Annotated in this window: 14 protein-coding genes; 7 read left to right on the top strand and 7 right to left on the bottom strand. The window is 32.6% G+C overall.

Annotation, left to right across the window (positions count from 1 at the left end):
• Positions 1-15: 15 nt before the first annotated feature.
• A complete protein-coding gene (locus AABD74_RS05945; protein WP_406844965.1) occupies positions 16-1569 on the bottom strand; it encodes an aldehyde dehydrogenase family protein in 1554 nt (517 codons plus the stop codon).
• Between the two features lie 182 nt (positions 1570-1751).
• Here AABD74_RS05945 and AABD74_RS05940 point away from each other — a divergent pair, with 182 nt between their 5' ends.
• Entirely contained in the window at positions 1752-2711 is a 960-nt protein-coding gene (locus tag AABD74_RS05940) for an MBL fold metallo-hydrolase (RefSeq protein ID WP_406844964.1), read from the top strand.
• A gap of 53 nt (positions 2712-2764) precedes the next feature.
• Positions 2765-3055 (top strand): type II toxin-antitoxin system RelE/ParE family toxin, encoded by a 291-nt coding sequence (locus tag AABD74_RS05935; RefSeq protein WP_406844963.1) that lies wholly within the window; start codon positions 2765-2767, stop codon positions 3053-3055.
• On the opposite strand, the gene AABD74_RS05930 is transcribed toward AABD74_RS05935, so the two are convergent.
• The 3 genes from AABD74_RS05930 to AABD74_RS05920 form a co-directional block, all read right to left on the bottom strand.
• Positions 3052-3363: a hypothetical protein gene (locus AABD74_RS05930; protein ID WP_406844962.1), complete on the bottom strand. Its 312-nt coding sequence runs from the start codon at positions 3361-3363 to the stop codon at positions 3052-3054. The two genes, AABD74_RS05935 and AABD74_RS05930, sit on opposite strands and share 4 nt — an antisense overlap.
• Positions 3364-3499: 136 nt before the next feature.
• The gene (locus tag AABD74_RS05925) at positions 3500-4039 is read right to left on the bottom strand and encodes a 3-hydroxyanthranilate 3,4-dioxygenase (protein WP_073483783.1); all 540 of its coding nucleotides are present in this window, start codon (positions 4037-4039) and stop codon (positions 3500-3502) included.
• Positions 4040-4138: 99 nt separating this feature from the next.
• Complete coding sequence (locus tag AABD74_RS05920) at positions 4139-5236, bottom strand: endonuclease/exonuclease/phosphatase family protein (protein ID WP_406844961.1); 1098 nt, start codon at positions 5234-5236, stop codon at positions 4139-4141.
• A gap of 212 nt (positions 5237-5448) precedes the next feature.
• On the opposite strand from AABD74_RS05920, the gene AABD74_RS05915 reads away from it, so the two are divergent.
• The 3 genes from AABD74_RS05915 to AABD74_RS05905 all read left to right on the top strand — a co-directional run bounded on the left by AABD74_RS05915 (position 5449) and on the right by AABD74_RS05905 (position 7801).
• Positions 5449-6348, top strand: coding sequence for an LD-carboxypeptidase (locus AABD74_RS05915; RefSeq protein ID WP_053471574.1), 900 nt, complete (start codon positions 5449-5451; stop codon positions 6346-6348).
• A gap of 306 nt (positions 6349-6654) precedes the next feature.
• Positions 6655-7026, top strand: a complete 372-nt coding sequence (locus AABD74_RS05910) for a YraN family protein (RefSeq protein WP_232677817.1) — start codon at positions 6655-6657, stop codon at positions 7024-7026.
• A 118-nt stretch (positions 7027-7144) separates the two neighbouring features.
• Positions 7145-7801 (top strand): hypothetical protein, encoded by a 657-nt coding sequence (locus tag AABD74_RS05905; protein ID WP_012023298.1) that lies wholly within the window; start codon positions 7145-7147, stop codon positions 7799-7801.
• Between the two features lie 914 nt (positions 7802-8715).
• On the opposite strand, the gene mfd is transcribed toward AABD74_RS05905, so the two are convergent.
• Entirely contained in the window at positions 8716-12081 is a 3366-nt protein-coding gene (gene mfd, locus AABD74_RS05900; protein ID WP_406844960.1) for a transcription-repair coupling factor, read from the bottom strand.
• A complete protein-coding gene (locus AABD74_RS05895) occupies positions 12074-12682 on the bottom strand; it encodes a hypothetical protein (protein ID WP_406844959.1) in 609 nt (202 codons plus the stop codon). Before AABD74_RS05895 ends, mfd begins: the two co-directional genes overlap by 8 nt.
• 313 nt (positions 12683-12995) lie before the next feature.
• Here AABD74_RS05895 and AABD74_RS05890 point away from each other — a divergent pair, with 313 nt between their 5' ends.
• On the top strand, positions 12996-13934 hold the full coding sequence (locus tag AABD74_RS05890) for an L-threonine 3-dehydrogenase (RefSeq protein WP_406844958.1): 939 nt from the start codon (positions 12996-12998) through the stop codon (positions 13932-13934).
• 177 nt (positions 13935-14111) lie between these two features.
• Entirely contained in the window at positions 14112-15314 is a 1203-nt protein-coding gene (locus AABD74_RS05885) for a DUF418 domain-containing protein (protein ID WP_406844957.1), read from the top strand.
• A 66-nt stretch (positions 15315-15380) separates the two neighbouring features.
• Here the strand turns inward: AABD74_RS05885 and AABD74_RS05880 are convergent, their stop codons facing one another.
• Complete coding sequence (locus AABD74_RS05880; protein WP_406844956.1) at positions 15381-17261, bottom strand: M1 family metallopeptidase; 1881 nt, start codon at positions 17259-17261, stop codon at positions 15381-15383.
• Positions 17262-17292 lie beyond the last annotated feature (31 nt).

Raw genomic sequence — 17292 nt, 5'->3', positions numbered from 1 at the left:
TTAAAAGTGATTTAATTACAAATCAAATTTAATTCCTTGTGCCAAAGGAAGATTCGTTGTATAATTAATCGTATTTGTTTGACGTCTCATGTATATTTTCCAGGCATCAGAACCAGATTCACGACCGCCTCCGGTTTCTTTTTCACCACCAAAAGCTCCGCCAATTTCAGCTCCCGAAGTTCCTATGTTTACATTCGCAATTCCGCAGTCAGAACCTGTTACAGATAAAAATCTTTCAGCTTCGCGTAAATTGTTCGTCATAATTGCAGAAGATAATCCTTGAGCCACACCATTTTGAAGTTCGATAGCATTATCTACATCACCAGAATATTTAATCAAATATAAAACCGGAGCAAAAGTTTCGTGCTGAACAATTGCAAATGAATTTTCAGCCTCAGCAATTGCAGGTTTTACGTAACAGCCGCTTTCGTAACCTTCACCCGAAATTACTCCGCCTTCAACCAAAATTTTTCCACCTTCTGCAACAACTTTATTTAAAGCTACAGCGTACATTTCAACAGCATGCGTATCGATAAGCGGACCAACATGATTGTTTTCATCAAGCGGATTTCCAATGCGTAATTGTTTGTAAGCTGCCACTAAAGCATCTTTTACTTTATCATAAATACTTTCGTGAATAATCAATCTTCTTGTTGATGTACAACGCTGACCTGCAGTTCCTACAGCTCCAAAAACAGCTCCAATAACTGTCATTTTAATATCTGCATCCGGAGTCACAATAATTGAATTATTTCCTCCTAATTCTAATAAAGATTTTCCTAATCTTGCGGCAACGGTTTGTGCTACAATTTTTCCCATTCTTGTAGAACCAGTTGCAGATATTAAAGGAACACGGGTATCCTTTGTTAATAACTCTCCTATTTTATAATCACCATTTATCAAACAGGAAATTCCTTCCGGCAGATTATTTTCTTTGATAACCTGAGCAATAATATTTTGACAGGCGATTCCGCAAAGAGGTGTTTTCTCAGAAGGTTTCCAAACACATACGTCTCCGGAAATCCACGCTAAAGCAGTATTCCAGGACCAAACGGCAACCGGGAAATTAAAAGCCGAAATAATTCCAACAATTCCTAAAGAATGATATTGTTCGTACATTCTATGTCCTGGTCTTTCAGAATGCATTGTTAATCCGTGTAATTGACGAGATAATCCAACGGCAAAATCGCAGATATCAATCATTTCCTGAACTTCTCCATAACCTTCCTGCAGTGATTTTCCCATTTCATAAGAAACCAATTTACCAAGTGCTTCTTTGTTTTGACGTAATTTTTCTCCAAACTGACGCACGATTTCTCCACGCTGCGGCGCTGGGATCAATCTAAATGTTTTAAATGCTTCTGTCGCAGAACGCATTACTTTTTCGTAATCTTCAAGTGTAGACGTTTTTACAGATGCAATTAATTTTCCGTCTACAGGAGAAAAACTATCTAAAATTCCACCCGATGAAAAGTTCTCTACTCCAGTTGAAGTTCCTTCGTTAACCAGTTTAATACCTAGTTTTTCCAGAGCTTCATTCATGCCAAATTGTGATGCTATTGTTGTCATTGTAACTTTTTTAGTTAAAATTGTTATATTTTTATGTAAAGATATTATTTTAGAATTAATTTCAAATGATATTGAACTATTAAAGACAAAGTAAATTTAGCGTTATTTTACAAGTATTAACGCAAAGCGATCCTGATTTATTCGGTAAATTTGATGAAATTTGCATTTCTAAAATTATAAATATGACCCATTTCAGTCGGCTTTTGCTTTGTTTTGTCTTAATTTCATTTAATGCTTTTTCTCAAAAAGAACAAAAATCTTCTTTTCAGATTGTTCCTTTAGGAATAAAAGGCGGAATTGACGAGAAAAATCTTTCGGCTTATTTAATTGCACCTTCAAACACAAAAGATTTTGTTTGTCTGGATGCCGGAACCCTAAATGCAGGAATTGAAAAAGCAATTGAAAATAAAGTCTTCAAAGTTTCGACCAGCGAAGTTTTACGAAAATACATAAAAGGGTATTTAATTTCGCATGCTCATTTAGATCACGTTTCGGGATTAATTATAAATTCTCCTGCCGATTCTTCTAAAACGGTTTATGCGACTGAAAAATGTATGGAAATGATGGAAAATCATTATTTCAACGATCAAACCTGGGCTAATTTTGGAGACAAAGGCGTTGGACTTCCGTTAAAAAAATATCATTTTCAAACTTTAAATTTAGGCGAAGAAACACCGCTTTCGAATACGTCAATGACGGTTAAAGCTTTTCCTTTAAGTCATGTTAACCCGTTTGAGAGTACTGCTTTTTTGATTAAAAATGAAGATAATTATGTTCTTTATTTAGGAGATACAGGCCCTGATTCTGTTGAAAAAAGCGATAAATTAAAAGCTTTGTGGACTGCAGTTGCACCTTTGGTTCAAAGCAAACAATTGAAAGGTATTTTAATTGAAGTTTCTTTCCCAAATGAGCAGCCTGACCAATTTTTATTTGGTCACTTAACTCCAAATCACTTAATGACTGAACTTTATGCTTTGGAAGAATTAGCCGGAAAAGGTTCTTTAAAGAATTTCAAAATCATTATTACGCATTTAAAACCGCCTTCTAAAAATATTGCTAAAATTAAAGAGCAGTTGAAAAGCCAAAATGATTTAGGATTGAAGATTATTTATCCAGAACAAGGGAAAAAAATTGAGTTGTAGAAATAAATATTTGTAAGTTAATTTTTATATTTTAGCCAAATAAATTTTTATTAATGAAAATTGTTTGGTCTTCAAGGGCAACTTATACGTTTTATACAACAAGGAATTATCTAACGCAATTTCGAAGTAATGAAATTGCACAAAAATTTGTAAATGAGGTTTTACATATTATTGATTTAGTTAAAATAAATCCTCATTTAGGAAAATTTAGACATGATTTAGAATGCAATGAAATATTAGTCACAAAAAACATTTCTCTTTATTACATTCTAAATCGGGATTTTATTCATTTAATTGAATTTTATGACAATCGTCAAAAACCCTTAACCATTTTAAATTTTTAAATTATATTTTTCTTTTTTAACTCAAGTAACATTTCCTCATGAGTCATAAAATTACCTTCTTCATATTCACGTTTAGCATTTTCAATTTCTGCTTTTAATTGTAATCTGAAATTTTCTTCTGGTGAAAGAATCTTAGCAATTGAAAGTACTTCATCTGGAGTAAATGATTGAGTTTTCAATTTTCTATAAAACGTTGGGCTAGAAATGCCAACTTTTTCAATAATATAGTTTTTTTTATAAGGAGATTTGTCCATTAAAGACTCAATATTATCTACTATATTCTTATATGCGATTATTTCTTGTATCATAATTGATTCTTTTTAATGTCATATTTGATGCAAATATATATCAAATATAACACTAAAAATTTTCTTTAACACAAAAATAAACCCGACAGGTTTTAAAAACCTGTCGGGTTTAATACTCGTACTCGAGATAAATTAGTTATTTCTTAGCAGTAAATCTCGGATCCGTTTCCATTACTGTTCCGCAGTTATCACAAGTTCTTAATTCTTCTGAATTGTAGAAATGTTCAAAATGAGGAAGAAAATCTTTTTCGATATTATGCAGTTCAAAATACACTTCGTAAAGTTTGTGATTGCAATTATCACAATGCCAAAGTAAACCGTCTGTATATCCTTTTCCGGCACGTTTACGCTCAATAACCAATCCTATTGAACCTTCTGAGCGAACTGGAGAATGTGGGATTTTAGCGGGATGTAAATACATATCTCCGGCATTTAATTCCATTTCCTTGCGTTCGCCGTCTTCCTGAATTACAACTTTTATACTTCCTTCTAATTGATAAAAAAGTTCTTCGGTTTCGTTATAATGATAATCTTTTCGTGCATTTGGTCCGGCAACAATCATTACAATATAATCGCCTGAGTCAACATATAGATTTTTATTTCCAACTGGTGGTTTTAATAAGTGTCGGTTATCTTCAATCCATTTTGTTAGATTGAATGGTTTTGCTATAGCCATTTTTTTCAGAATTTATGAAAAGCTAAGGTAATGAAAAGTATTCAGTATACAGTGGCAGTCTCAGTATTCAGACTGAAAACTGAGACTGAAAGCTGTGATTTATTTTATCTCTCGTATTAAATAAACATAAACCGGAAAATGATCGCTAAAACCAGCCTCGGTTAAAGTATTTCTTAACGGATATCCTTTGTACTTTCCCGAAGTTTGAATTAGATAAGGTCGATTAAAGATTCCTGCTTTCCAGAATTTAAAACTTGAAAAATTAGGTTCAATAAAAGATTTTGTCATAATGATTTGATCAAAAATATCCCAGGAATCTCTAAAGGCTAAAGTTCCCATTCCTCTTTCTGCCATTTCTTCAAATGGATTATAAACACCAAATTCAGGAACGTCTGTCTTTTTTGCTTTTGCTCCCAATTCGGTTTTTATACTTTTATTAAAAGGTCCGTCATTTAAATCTCCCATTGTAATGACTTTTGCCATTGGATTTATTTGCTGAAGGGAATCAATAATTTTTCTATTTAATCTTCCAGCTGCTTCACGAAACGGACTGCTTGCTTTTTCTCCGCCAGATCTCGAAGGCCAGTGATTGACAATAATGTGGATTTCTTCATTTTCTAAAAAGCCTGTTACTAAAAGCTGATCTCTGGTAAAAACCCTGTTTTTAGTATCTATTTTGATTTCAACATCGCCTAAATCTTCATTTTTATCTTCCTGAATAATAGGTTTGTTTTTGTAAATCAACAACGGAATATTAGCATAAGAAGTGGGCCTGAAATATTTCTTTTGATACAAAAGTGCAACATCAATTCCGCGTTGATCGGGAGAATCAAAATGTATAATTCCGTAATCGTAAGGTGCTATTTTTTCCTGTTTAATTAAATCTTCCAGAACGCCGCGGTTTTCAACTTCAGAACAGCCAATTAAAGTGGGTGCATTAGAGTTTTCAGGATTTCCAATTTCAGAAATTACTCTTGAAAGATTTTTTAGTTTTTGTTCGTATTTTTCTTTTGTCCAATGCTGAGCGCCATTTGGCGTCCATTCATCATCATTTGTACTGGCATCATCATAAATATCAAAGAGGTTTTCGAAATTATAAAAAGCTGCAGTATGAATTACATATCTTTTAGATTGTGCATTTGAAAGAGAAATTATAAAAAAGGCGAGTAAACAAAAGTGAAATTTAATAATTTGCATAACTTTAAAAATTTAAGAGCTCAATTTAAATAATTTGTAGGAATTTTCTATAATTTAATTGAGTAAATAATTTATATTTGTTAATCTCAACATTCAAATAAGCAAAATAAACTATGAAAAGCTTCCTTACTATCACAAAATATTTTAATGGTGCTAAACTGGCATTTCTTATTTTTGCTTTACAATCATTTACCTGTCAATCCCAACAAATCATGATAACACCACCTTATTTACAAAAAGGAGATACCGTAGCACTTTTGGCAACAGCCAGAAAAAATATCGACGACAATTTAAAACCAACTATAGATTTGCTTAAAAGCTGGGGTCTGGAAGCGGTTGTTGGAAGTACAATTGGATTAGATTACCACCAATTGGCCGGAACAGATGAACAGCGTGCAGCCGATTTTCAAAAGCAATTAGATAATCCGAATATCAAAGCGATTTGGTGTGTTCGAGGCGGTTATGGAACAGTGAGAATGTTAGATCTGCTAGATTTTACAAAATTCAAACAACATCCAAAATGGGTTATTGGTTTTAGTGATGTTACAGTTTTGCACAATCATTTAAACACGATGGGTTACAAATCTATTCATGGCGTTATGCCGGTTACGATTCCGCGTGCGACTCCGGCGGCGATTAGTTCAATGAAATCGAGTTTGTTTGGCGAGCCTCTTTCCTATTCTATCGAACCAAGCAGTATGAACCGCTTTGGTAAAGCAACTGGTGAATTAGTGGGCGGAAATCTTTCTATTTTATACAGTTTATTAGGTTCTCCTTCTGCAATTGACTGTAAAGATAAAATCTTGTTTATTGAAGATTTAGATGAATACCTGTATCACATTGATCGTATGATGATGAATTTAAGACGCAACGGCTGTATCGAAAACCTTAAAGGGATTATCATTGGCGGAATGACAAAAATGAAAGATAACGAAGTTCCGTGGGGGAAAAATGCATTAGAAATTATTGATGATGTTACTAAAAAATACAACATTCCCGTAATTTTTAATTTTCCGGCCGGGCATATTCAGGATAATCGTGCTTTAGTTATGGGAAGCACAATTTCTATCGATGTTAATGCATCTGGAAGTACGGTTACTTTTCAGAAATGAGACCATCTGAGAATTTTCTTTTGTATAAGAAAATTTAAATACCACATATATAATTGCTAACATGAAATTAAGGATGGATTAATATCCATCCCTATAAAATTAGTCGAGCCGAAGGCACTTTCCAGAAAAGTTCAGGAGGAACGATTTATTTGTAGCAACGGATTTTAATCCGTTAAAAAAACAAACATTTCTCGCTAAGACGCAAAGCCGCAAAGTAAAATTTAAACTTTGCGGCTTCGCGTCTTTGTGTGCAAAAAACTTTATCAAGATTCAAAAACCTGAAACTTGAAACCTGAAGCAAAAAACATGGCAGAACACAACGAACTTGGTAAAAAAGGAGAAGAACTTGCTGTAGAATATCTACAGCAAAACGGTTACGAAATTTTAGACCGAAACTGGGTTTTTCAAAAAGCAGAAATAGATATTATCGCTCAAAAAAATGATATTTTGGCAATTGTTGAAGTAAAAACAAGATCAAGTTTAGATTTTGGTTCTCCGCAGGATTTTGTCAAGCCAAAAAAAATTCAACTCTTAATAAAAGCAGTAAATGCCTACATAAACTATAGGGAAAAGGATTTTAATGAAGATTTAAATATCCGATTTGACATCGTTGCAATCCATAAAAATAGGGAATCATTTGCAATTGAACATCTTACTGACGCTTTTTATCATTTTTAACATAATTTTTTGTTGTTATAATTGTAACAAATTGTTTTTTTATTTATATTTGCATAAATTTATAACATCTAATTAACCAAACTAGACCAATTAAGTTACAAAAAAAAAGAAAAAAATTATGAAAACCGTTTCTTCCATCGTCGAAAATTACATCAAAACGAAACCATTTCTCTTAAACGCTTTATCTCTCGGGATTATAAACCTGACGTCTCTTTCTCGGAACATTATGACCGAGTTAGAAAATGAATTTGGCAAAGAAGTAAAACAAGGCGCTGTTGTAATGTCGCTGAAGCGATTGACTGAAGAATTAGATTTTAAACTAAACCATAAAATCAATAAGGTAATCAAGAATATTGGCGAAATCACAGTAAGATCTGAGCTGACAGATTACACTTTTGCAGCTTCTGAAACTGTATTAAACAAACAAGCCGATTTAATTTCTGATATCAATGCTTTATCTGATATTTTCTATACCTCATCTCGTGGTGTCAACGAAACTAATATTGTAGTAAGCAGCAGTGTAAATCATTTAGTTGAAAAACACTTTATGAGAGAAAAACTAATCCAGAAATTAGACAATCTGGCTTCGATTACTGTAAAACTACCAAAAGAAAACATCGTTGTTCCTGGTATTTACTATTTCATCTTTCAACGTTTAGCCTGGGAAGGAATTATCATAAATGAGGTAATTTCTACTTCAAATGAATTTACAATTCTTGTTGGTGAAGATCAGGTTGATGTTGCTTTTAAAGTAATCAAAGATTTGAAAAACTAATTATCCAAAATTTAATTTTACATCTTAAAAATAAATTCAATTTTCAATGATCCTTTTGTCTTTCTCTAAAAAAGATAAAAGGATTTTTCTTATAAATTACTATTTGTAATTTTTCAAACAATCAATTATCAAATAAGAATATTCTCAAAAACAAACTTCAGTATAGTTAATTTTTAAATTTTTTAGCCAAAAAATTATCAACTTGATAAAAGCACTTTCCGCCGTGTTTACTGATATTTTGGTTAAATAAAATTAAAAAAAATAGAAATAAGTTCTTTTTTCCATTTTTTGCTGCGAATAATATTTTTATATATTTGTTAAGCACTTAACATATTAGAGCATCAATTTTAATAGTATCGTAATATAATTAGATTTAAATACAAACTAATTAATTTAGTATTAGAAGCCAGAGATTATAGCAGCAAATTATTGGTAAGCAAACTAAAAAATAGCAGCAAAAAGCATTTCGTTCCCTTTTTAATTTGTATTATCAGGATATTTTGGTTTATAGTATTAGCTTATTAAAATCGAAAGAAACTGCCGAAGAAATCAATCAGAAGCTCGGCATCTCTATAAATATTGTCAGGAATCAAATGGGCAAAGCATTAAATCAATGCAGGTCTTTTTTAGGTTCACGACGAGACTATCTAACCAAAACCAATTTTAAACCAATTAAATCACTCTTTCAGAGTGATTTTTTTTAGCTCTGTGGTTCTGAATTAATGGCACGCAGATTAGGCAGATTTAAACAGATTTTTTTATTTGTGTTACCAAAAAACCTCATCATTTCTAATCGATATCCTTAAAACCTCTAAAAAAAAATACGCCTTTTGTTTTTTTTTGCCACGAATTTCCACAAATTTATTTAGTAAGGATATAAATTTAATTCGTGAAATTCGTGGCAAACTTTATTTTTACTCTTCAAACAATTCCATCAACTCTAAAGCTCGTTTTATCGACTTAACATTCTCAAAAGTCAATAACAAACGTAATCCGTTTACGGTTTGTTTTTCTTTCATTTTGCAAAGTGCGCTTTGTTTTTGAACAAAATTTAAAACATTTCTAAACTTAGAAGAATGATAATAATCTGATTGTTGGTCTGAAACGAAATAACCAATCATTTTGCCTTGTTTCAAAACAAGTTTCTCAATTCCAACTTTGGTTGCAATCCATTTTATGCGAATACTGTTTAATAATGCGGTTGCTTGTTTTGGCAAAGGCCCGAAACGGTCAATCAATTTTCTTTCGAATTCCTGTAAACCAGCTTCATCTTTTATCGCGCCCAATTCGTTGTATAAAACCAAACGTTCTGAAACGTTATTGATATATTCATCCGGGAATAACAACTCAAAATCGGCATCGATTTGAATGTCTTTTACGTATTCTTTTGTATCGATATTATTTTCTTCCGGATACAAATCTTTGAATTCATTTTCTTTCAATTCCTCTATGGCTTCGTTCATGATTTTTTGGTATGTATCAAAACCAATTTCATTAATGAAACCGCTTTGTTCTCCGCCTAATAAATCACCAGCACCGCGAATTTCAAGATCTTTCATCGCAATATTGAAACCGCTTCCTAGTTCGCTGAATTGTTCCAAAGCCTGAATACGTTTTCTCGCATCTTCGGTCATTGAAGAATATGGCGGACAAATGAAATAACAAAATGCTTTTTTATTGCTTCGTCCCACACGTCCGCGCATTTGATGCAAATCAGATAATCCGAAATTATTGGCATTATTGATGAAAATCGTGTTAGCATTTGGAACGTCCAAACCACTTTCGATAATTGTGGTGGCTACCAAAACATCAAAATCTCCGTTCATAAAACCTAACATCAATTCCTCAAGTTTAGCCCCGTCCATTTGGCCGTGACCAATTCCGACTCTTGCATTTGGAACCAAACGCTGAATCATTCCGGCTACTTCTTTTATATTTTCGATTCGGTTATTGATAAAGAAAACCTGCCCGTTTCGCTGAATTTCATACGAAATCGCATCACGAATTATCTCTTCATTAAAGCCAACAACATTCGTTTCAATAGGATATCTGTTTGGCGGAGGCGTTGTAATTACTGACAAATCTCGCGCTGCCATTAACGAAAACTGAAGCGTTCTCGGAATTGGCGTTGCTGTTAAAGTCAGCGTATCGACATTTGCAGCAATTGTTTTTAATTTATCTTTTACGTTAACTCCAAACTTTTGTTCTTCATCAACAATCAATAAACCTAGGTCTTTAAAAACTACATTTTTATTAACCAATTGATGCGTCCCAATTACGATATCGAGTTTTCCTTCGGCTAAATCTTTTAAAGTCTGTGTTTTTTGTTTTGCCGTTCTAAATCGGTTTAAGTAACCAATTGTAACTGGCATATCTTTTAATCTTTCGGTAAAAGTTCTGTAATGCTGATAAGCCAAAATAGTTGTAGGAACCAAAACTGCCACCTGTTTACTGTTATCAACCGCTTTAAAAGCGGCACGAATCGCAACTTCTGTTTTTCCAAAACCAACATCACCGCAAACCAAACGATCCATTGGACGATCGCTTTCCATATCGGCTTTTACTTCTTGCGTCGATTTGGTTTGATCCGGTGTATCTTCATAAATAAACGAACTTTCTAATTCGTTTTGAAGGTAACTATCCGGCGCAAATTGGAACCCTTTTTCTAAACGACGTTTTGCATACAACTGAATTAAATTGAAGGCAATATGTTTGACACGCGCTTTGGTTTTTTGTTTTAAAATTTTCCAGGCGTTCGATCCTAACTTATAGATTTTTGGAGGCGTTCCGTCTTTTCCGTTGTATTTGGAGATTTTATGAAGTGAATGGATACTTACATAAACAATATCATTATCAGCATAAACCAGTTTTATGGCTTCCTGCGTTTTGCCTTCAACCTGAATTTTCTGCAATCCGCCAAACTTCCCAATTCCGTGATCGATATGTGTTACATAATCGCCTACAGAAAGTGCGGTTAATTCTTTTAAAGTAATATTCTGCTTTTTCGAGTATCCGTTTTTGATGTTGAATTTATGATAACGCTCAAAAATCTGGTGATCTGTATAAGCTGTTATTTGATTTTCTTCGTCAATAAAACCTTGGTACAAAGGCAATACGATCGTATTATATTGCTTTCTAATGTTTTCAGAATTCGCTTCATCTAAAGATTCAAAAATATCATGAAAACGTTTTGCCTGAGTTTCATTTGAACAGAATAAATAATTTTTATATCCATTAAAATGATTGTCACTCAGATTGTTCAGCAATAAATCAAATTGCTTATTGAAAGATGGCTGAGGCTGAATATGAAATTCGTATTTTTTAGTCGTTTTAAAAATTGGTTTTGAAGCCAATTCTACAATCGAAAAATCTAAAGCTCGTTTTATAAACGAACTTTGATTTAAAAATAACTGCTCCGGTTCGGCATGTTTTATTTCTTTGGAAAGTTTCTCAAAAGCTTCTTCTGCTCTTGTAAATTGTTTGTCTAACTGACTAAAAAGTCCGTCGGTATTTTGAATAAATAGTATAGTTTTCTCAGCAATATAATCTAAGAAACTTTCACGGTTTTCCTGAAATATCTTGTTTTCAACATTCGGGATAATGGTGATTTTTTTGTGTGTTTCCACAGATAATTGTGTTTCTACATCAAAACTTCTAATGCTGTCTACTTCATTTCCGAAGAATTCAATTCTGTATGGATGATCGTTTGAAAAAGAAAAGACATCGACAATTCCTCCACGAACCGAAAATTCTCCGGGTTCAGTAATAAAATCGACTCTTTTAAATTCGTATTCAAATAAAACTTCATTGATAAAATCGATCGAAATTTTATCATTCAGCGCCACTTTTAAGGTATTTTTATCTAATTGCTGGCGTGTAACAACTTTTTCAAAAAGTGCTTCCGGGTACGTAACAATTATGGCTGGTTTTTTTCGGGAATTTATTCGGTTTAAAACCTCAGCACGAAGTAAAACATTAGCGTTATCAGTTTCATCAACCTGATACGGACGACGAAATGAAGCGGGATAAAACAAAACATCCTGCTCGCCAATCATTTGTTCCAGATCGTTTAGGTAATACGCCGCTTCTTCTTTGTTGTCTAAAACAATCAAAAAAGGCAGTTCTGTTTTCTTAAAAACAGAGCGTATTACAAAGGAAACTGCAGATCCAAGCAATCCGTTAAGGTGCATTTTTATCTGATTTCCTTCCAGTAAATTGGCAGCAATTTGCTCTGCTTTTGGCAAATTGTCGTATATCGTATATAAGGCGTTTTTACTCAACTCTTGGTAAATTTGGATCTAGTGGAGGCGCAGAATTCGGGATTGCGCGGGTTGTATCTAACATTCTAAGGAAATCAGCTTCTCCTTCTTCTTTTGGAATTTTGGCTTTCTCGACAATTTTGTCCATTTGTCTTTCTAACGAAACCAGTTCTTTGTTTATTTCGCCAATTAAAAAAGCAACTTTATCGTCTGGAATTTGATTCAAATGAATAAATAAGTCCATCATTTTGATTTTGGTAATCAAAATTGCAATTCGGCTTTTTATTTGCGGCTGATTAAATTGTGATGGAATATTATTATTTAAAGCCATCGCTTTTTTAGAAATCGCTGTTGATTTTTTTTGAAAAGCACCAATCGTTTTTCTTGGTTTGTCTCCTATTTCTTTTAAGAATTCACGCCATTCTGTCCAGTTTCTAAAATTTTCTTCGGAAACTTCGTTGATTGGTTCATCTATAAAAATCCAGGCTTTATTGATATTATTAAAGATTTTTTCTTTCTTCTTAGCTTCTTTTGCATTTTCAGCAAGACGTCTTTCATTCTCATTTTGACATGATTGAAGTACAAAAATCAAGAGTAAAAACAGCGCTATTTTATATTTCATTTGATAAAATGTTTGAGTGCAAAGTTACGAAGTAAATTTACAATTACGAATTGTGTTTTTTGCTAAAGATTCTATAAATCAAGGTTGTTTTTTTGCCACAGATTTCACGGATTAAAATGATTTTTTTAATTAAGTTTTGAGAAAATAATCCATTAAATCTGTGAAATCTGTGGCAAAAACTCCTTTTGCATAAAGTTTTGAATAGTGAATAATCTAAAAAACAATCTTTATCATTGTTAATTTTATAATTTAATGTTTGAAAAAACGTTGATATTTGCGAAAACGTTATATTTGCAACACTAAATCTAAATAAATGAATCCAAAAATATTAATCATTGGCGCCTGCGGTCAGATTGGAACTGAACTGACCCAAAAGCTGCGTAAATTATACGGAACTGAAAATGTGATCGCTTCTGATATTCGAAAATTAAATACTGACGTTGTTAATTCAGGCCCTTTTGAAGTGGTTAATGCTTTAGATTTTAATCAAATTGAACATTTGGTAGAAGTGCATAAAATTACTGATGTTTATTTGATGGCTGCGCTTTTGTCTGCAACAGCAGAAAAGAATCCTGCTTTTGCATGGGATTTGAATATGAATTCGCTTTTTCATGTTTTGAATTTGGCAAAAGCCAAAAAAATTCAGAAGATTTTCTGGCCTTCGAGTATTGCTGTTTTTGGGCCTACAACTCCAAAAGAAAATACGCCGCAATATACTATTATGGAACCTTCTACAGTTTACGGAATTAGTAAACAAGCGGGAGAAAGATGGTGTGAATATTACCATAATATTTATGGTGTTGATGTTCGCAGTATTCGTTATCCAGGTTTAATAAGCTGGTCTACTCCTCCGGGCGGAGGAACTACGGATTATGCAGTTGATATTTTTTATAAGGCTATTTCCGATAAAAAATATGAATGCTTTTTATCATCTGAAACCAAAATGCCGATGATGTACATGGATGATGCGATCGATGCTACAATTAATATTATGAAAGCTCCGGCTGAACAAATTAAAATACATTCTTCATATAATTTAGCAGCTATGAGTTTTACTCCTACTGAAATTGCTGCCGAAATCAAAAAACATATTCCAGAATTTGAAATTACGTATAATCCTGATTTCCGTCAGAAAATTGCTGACAGCTGGCCGGCAAGTATTGATGATGCTGAAGCAAGAAAGGATTGGAACTGGAATCATAAATTTGATTTGGAATCAATGACTAAAGATATGATTGAGCATTTGAGCTAAACTTCAAAAGAAAAAAGATAAGTCTCGTTTAATTTTCAGAAATGAATTTTAAGCGAGATTTTTTTTATTAACTATTTCATTTTGCATATTGCTTTAAAACTTATTTTCTTACATTTGATTTGCTTTTAACTGCTATTTAAACCAAAAACGATTTATAACCAGAAAAATGTCTACTCTATGACAAATTCACTTCTGCCCATTCAGGAAGATAAAAGGACAGCTATTGTTGATATTTTAAGAGGCTGGGCTTTATTGGGAGTTGCAATAGGAAATTATGTTGATTTCCGTTACATCGGATTAGAACGTTTTATTTTGAAAAAAGGTATTTTTTCTGAGATTATCGGTTATTTTAATTTATACTTTTTTTCTGCTAAATCCTGGACTTTATTAAGCATTTTATTTGGGTACGGATTTGCAGTTCTTATTAATAATGTAGCTGATAAAGGCAAAAATCCTGTTTCATTTTTTTGTTGGAGAATGTTTATCCTGTTCATTTTTGCTTTTATAAATTCTGCTTTTTGGCTGGGCGATATCTTAAAAGATTATGCCTTTTTAGGATTGCTGCTTTTGTTTTTTTACAGAAGTTCTCCAAAAACAATTTTAATAACGTCTGGAATACTTCTTTTATCTGTTCCGTTTATTAGTGCTTATATTAATTCGATAAAACAAACATTACCAAATGTACAGTCTACTGCTAAATATTTAAAATTATTTTACTCTGATAATTGGCTGGATGTATTTCAATTTAATTTACTGGGAACTTATTATCAGGAAATGATTAGTCTTGGTTATGCTGTTACGGTTCATGTTGTAATGTTTGCTCTTATGCTTTTGGGTTTTTACGCTCAAAAAATCAACTTTTTTAATCGTTTGCCTGAATTTAAAAAACTATTAAAAAAGACTTTTTTTACAACATTGATTCTGGCTATAATTGCAGGAATTCTTTTTGAAATTGCAATAAAGCACAAAGTAACTTTCCCTGTTTTTCATCCTGTTTTTTGGATCATAATAAATACTATGTTCTGTATTGCGTCTGGAATTTGTTTATTGTATACTAACGGAAAACTGAAAACAGTTTTCAGCTATTTTAGAGTGAGTGGTAAAATGACGCTGACAAATTACCTAATGCAAAATATTCTTGCGTGTTTTCTTTTCTCTGGAATTGGTTTCAAAATTTATAATACGCTGCCGTATTGGTTTTACTTTTTCTTAGCCATTTTTGTCTTTACAATTCAATTGTTTATAAGCAAATGGTGGCTTTCAAAATTCAATTATGGACCGGTTGAATGGTTGTGGAGAGTATTAAGTTACAGAAAAATGTTTCCTTTAAAAAAGACGGTACAAAACGATATTGTAACAGATATAAAACCCGTTTTATAGATTTATTGCTAAATAGAAAAGCCTTTAAAAAATTAATTTTAAAGGCTTTTTTTATTTTCAAGTAAATTATTTTACTTCAAAAACATTATTTGCTGGTTTTACATCAGCCATTAATCCGCTTGGATCAATCGTGATTTTTTTGATTGCTGTTTTATTTTTGTCAATTGTAAAACTGTAGTTTTGCTGCGCCCAAGCCCAATCATCAACAACTGTTCTTTTTTCATTCGGATTTGGATTTGGTTTAATGAAATTCATCATTCTTAACGGAATGTAGAAGTTTTCAGAAGTTCCATCAGTATAATCTACTTTTAAATCGATTGGCATTGGCATTCTTCCAATTCTTTCTAAAGTAATTGTTGTTTTTCCTGAATTATCAGTAACGTCTTTAATTCCGTAATCAATTGTATTCGCTGTTTGTGCCCAATCGATTAAATACCAATCTAACTCTGCTCCCGAAACTCTTTCTGCAGTTCTTTTAATGTCGTTTGGAGTTGGATGTTTGAATTTAAAATCGTTGAAATATCTTTTTAAAGTGGCATCAAGATTTTCTTTTCCAATTACATATTCTAATTGTGCTAAAAAGATGCATCCTTTTACATAAGATGAAATACTGTAAGGACGGTTTTCATCGTAACGATCTCCATGCGTTGTCTGCGGCTGTTCTTTTCCAGAATTAACTAAACTATAATAAGCAGCATAAGTTCCTTTAAACGGATTTGCTTCTTTTTTATCGCCTTTTAATTCATTCAAAGCACTATCTTCGATATAAGTTGTAAAGCCTTCGTCCATCCAAGGGTGTTTTGATTCGTTTGAAGCTAAAATATGCTGAAACCAAGAGTGTCCTAATTCGTGAGTTGCAGTTCCAAGAATTCCTTCAAGAGTTCCGTTTCCTAACATTAAAGTACACATTGCATATTCCATTCCGCCGTCTCCGCCCTGAATAAATGAATATTGTTTGTACGGATATGCTCCAACTCTATGGTTATAATAATCCATCACTTTTACCATTAATGGCTCTAACTGTTTCCAGTTTGCAGTCGTTTTTTCATTGTTTTTGTAGAAGAAATGCAAATCGACATCATTTGGTCCTTTTACAATATCATGCGTATATTCTTTGTCTGCTGCCCAGGTAAAATCATGCACATTTGGCGCAATAAAATGCCATGTTAATGTTTTTGCTTTTTTCGGATAAACAACTGTTACACCAGCATCTTCATAACCGTGACCAATTGTGTTTTTGTCTTGTAAATATCCAGAACCTCCAATTGTGTACTCTTTGTCGATTGTAATTTTTACATCAAAATTCCCCCAAACACCGTGAAATTCTCTGGCGATGTATGGATCTGCGTGCCATCCTTCAAAATCAAATTCGGCTAATTTTGGATACCATTGTGACATTGAAAGTTCAACTCCTTCAGAATTATTTCTTCCAGAACGACGAATTTGTACCGGAACTTGTCCATCAAAACCTAAAGTAAAAGTAGTTTTTGAATTTGGTAAAATTGGTTTTGGTAAAATCACTTCTAAAACAGTTCCAGAAACTCTTGTCTGCGCTGAAATTCCGTCTTGCTTGAAATCAGAAATTTTTAAATATCCTATTTCATTAGGTTTCAAAGATTCAATACGGCTTTGTTTTACCTCTTTTCCGTCGGCAGTTTTTACTTTATTTACCATTCTTCCATCAGGATCTTTGATAAAATGAAGACGAGCGTCCATTTCACTTCCCGGCTGAAAAGCATTTGGGAATAAATGATAAAACACTTTTCTTAATGTATCAGGAGAATTATTGGTATAAACCAATTCTTGTTTTCCTTTATACTGATAGTTTTTTACATCCATTGAAACCTCCATTTTATAGTCGGCATGCTGTTGCCAATATGGGGCACTCTGCGCAAAAGCTGCGTTTAAACCAAAGCTCAAAAAAGAAAGTAAAATAATTTTTTGCATGATAATTTTAATAATAAAAATGGAAGAGCTG

Source organism: Flavobacterium soyae (assembly GCF_045348165.1).
GTDB lineage: Bacteria > Bacteroidota > Bacteroidia > Flavobacteriales > Flavobacteriaceae > Flavobacterium > Flavobacterium soyae.
Note: the sequence above shows the minus strand (reverse complement) of the source record. Positions and strands in the feature narration are given on the sequence as shown.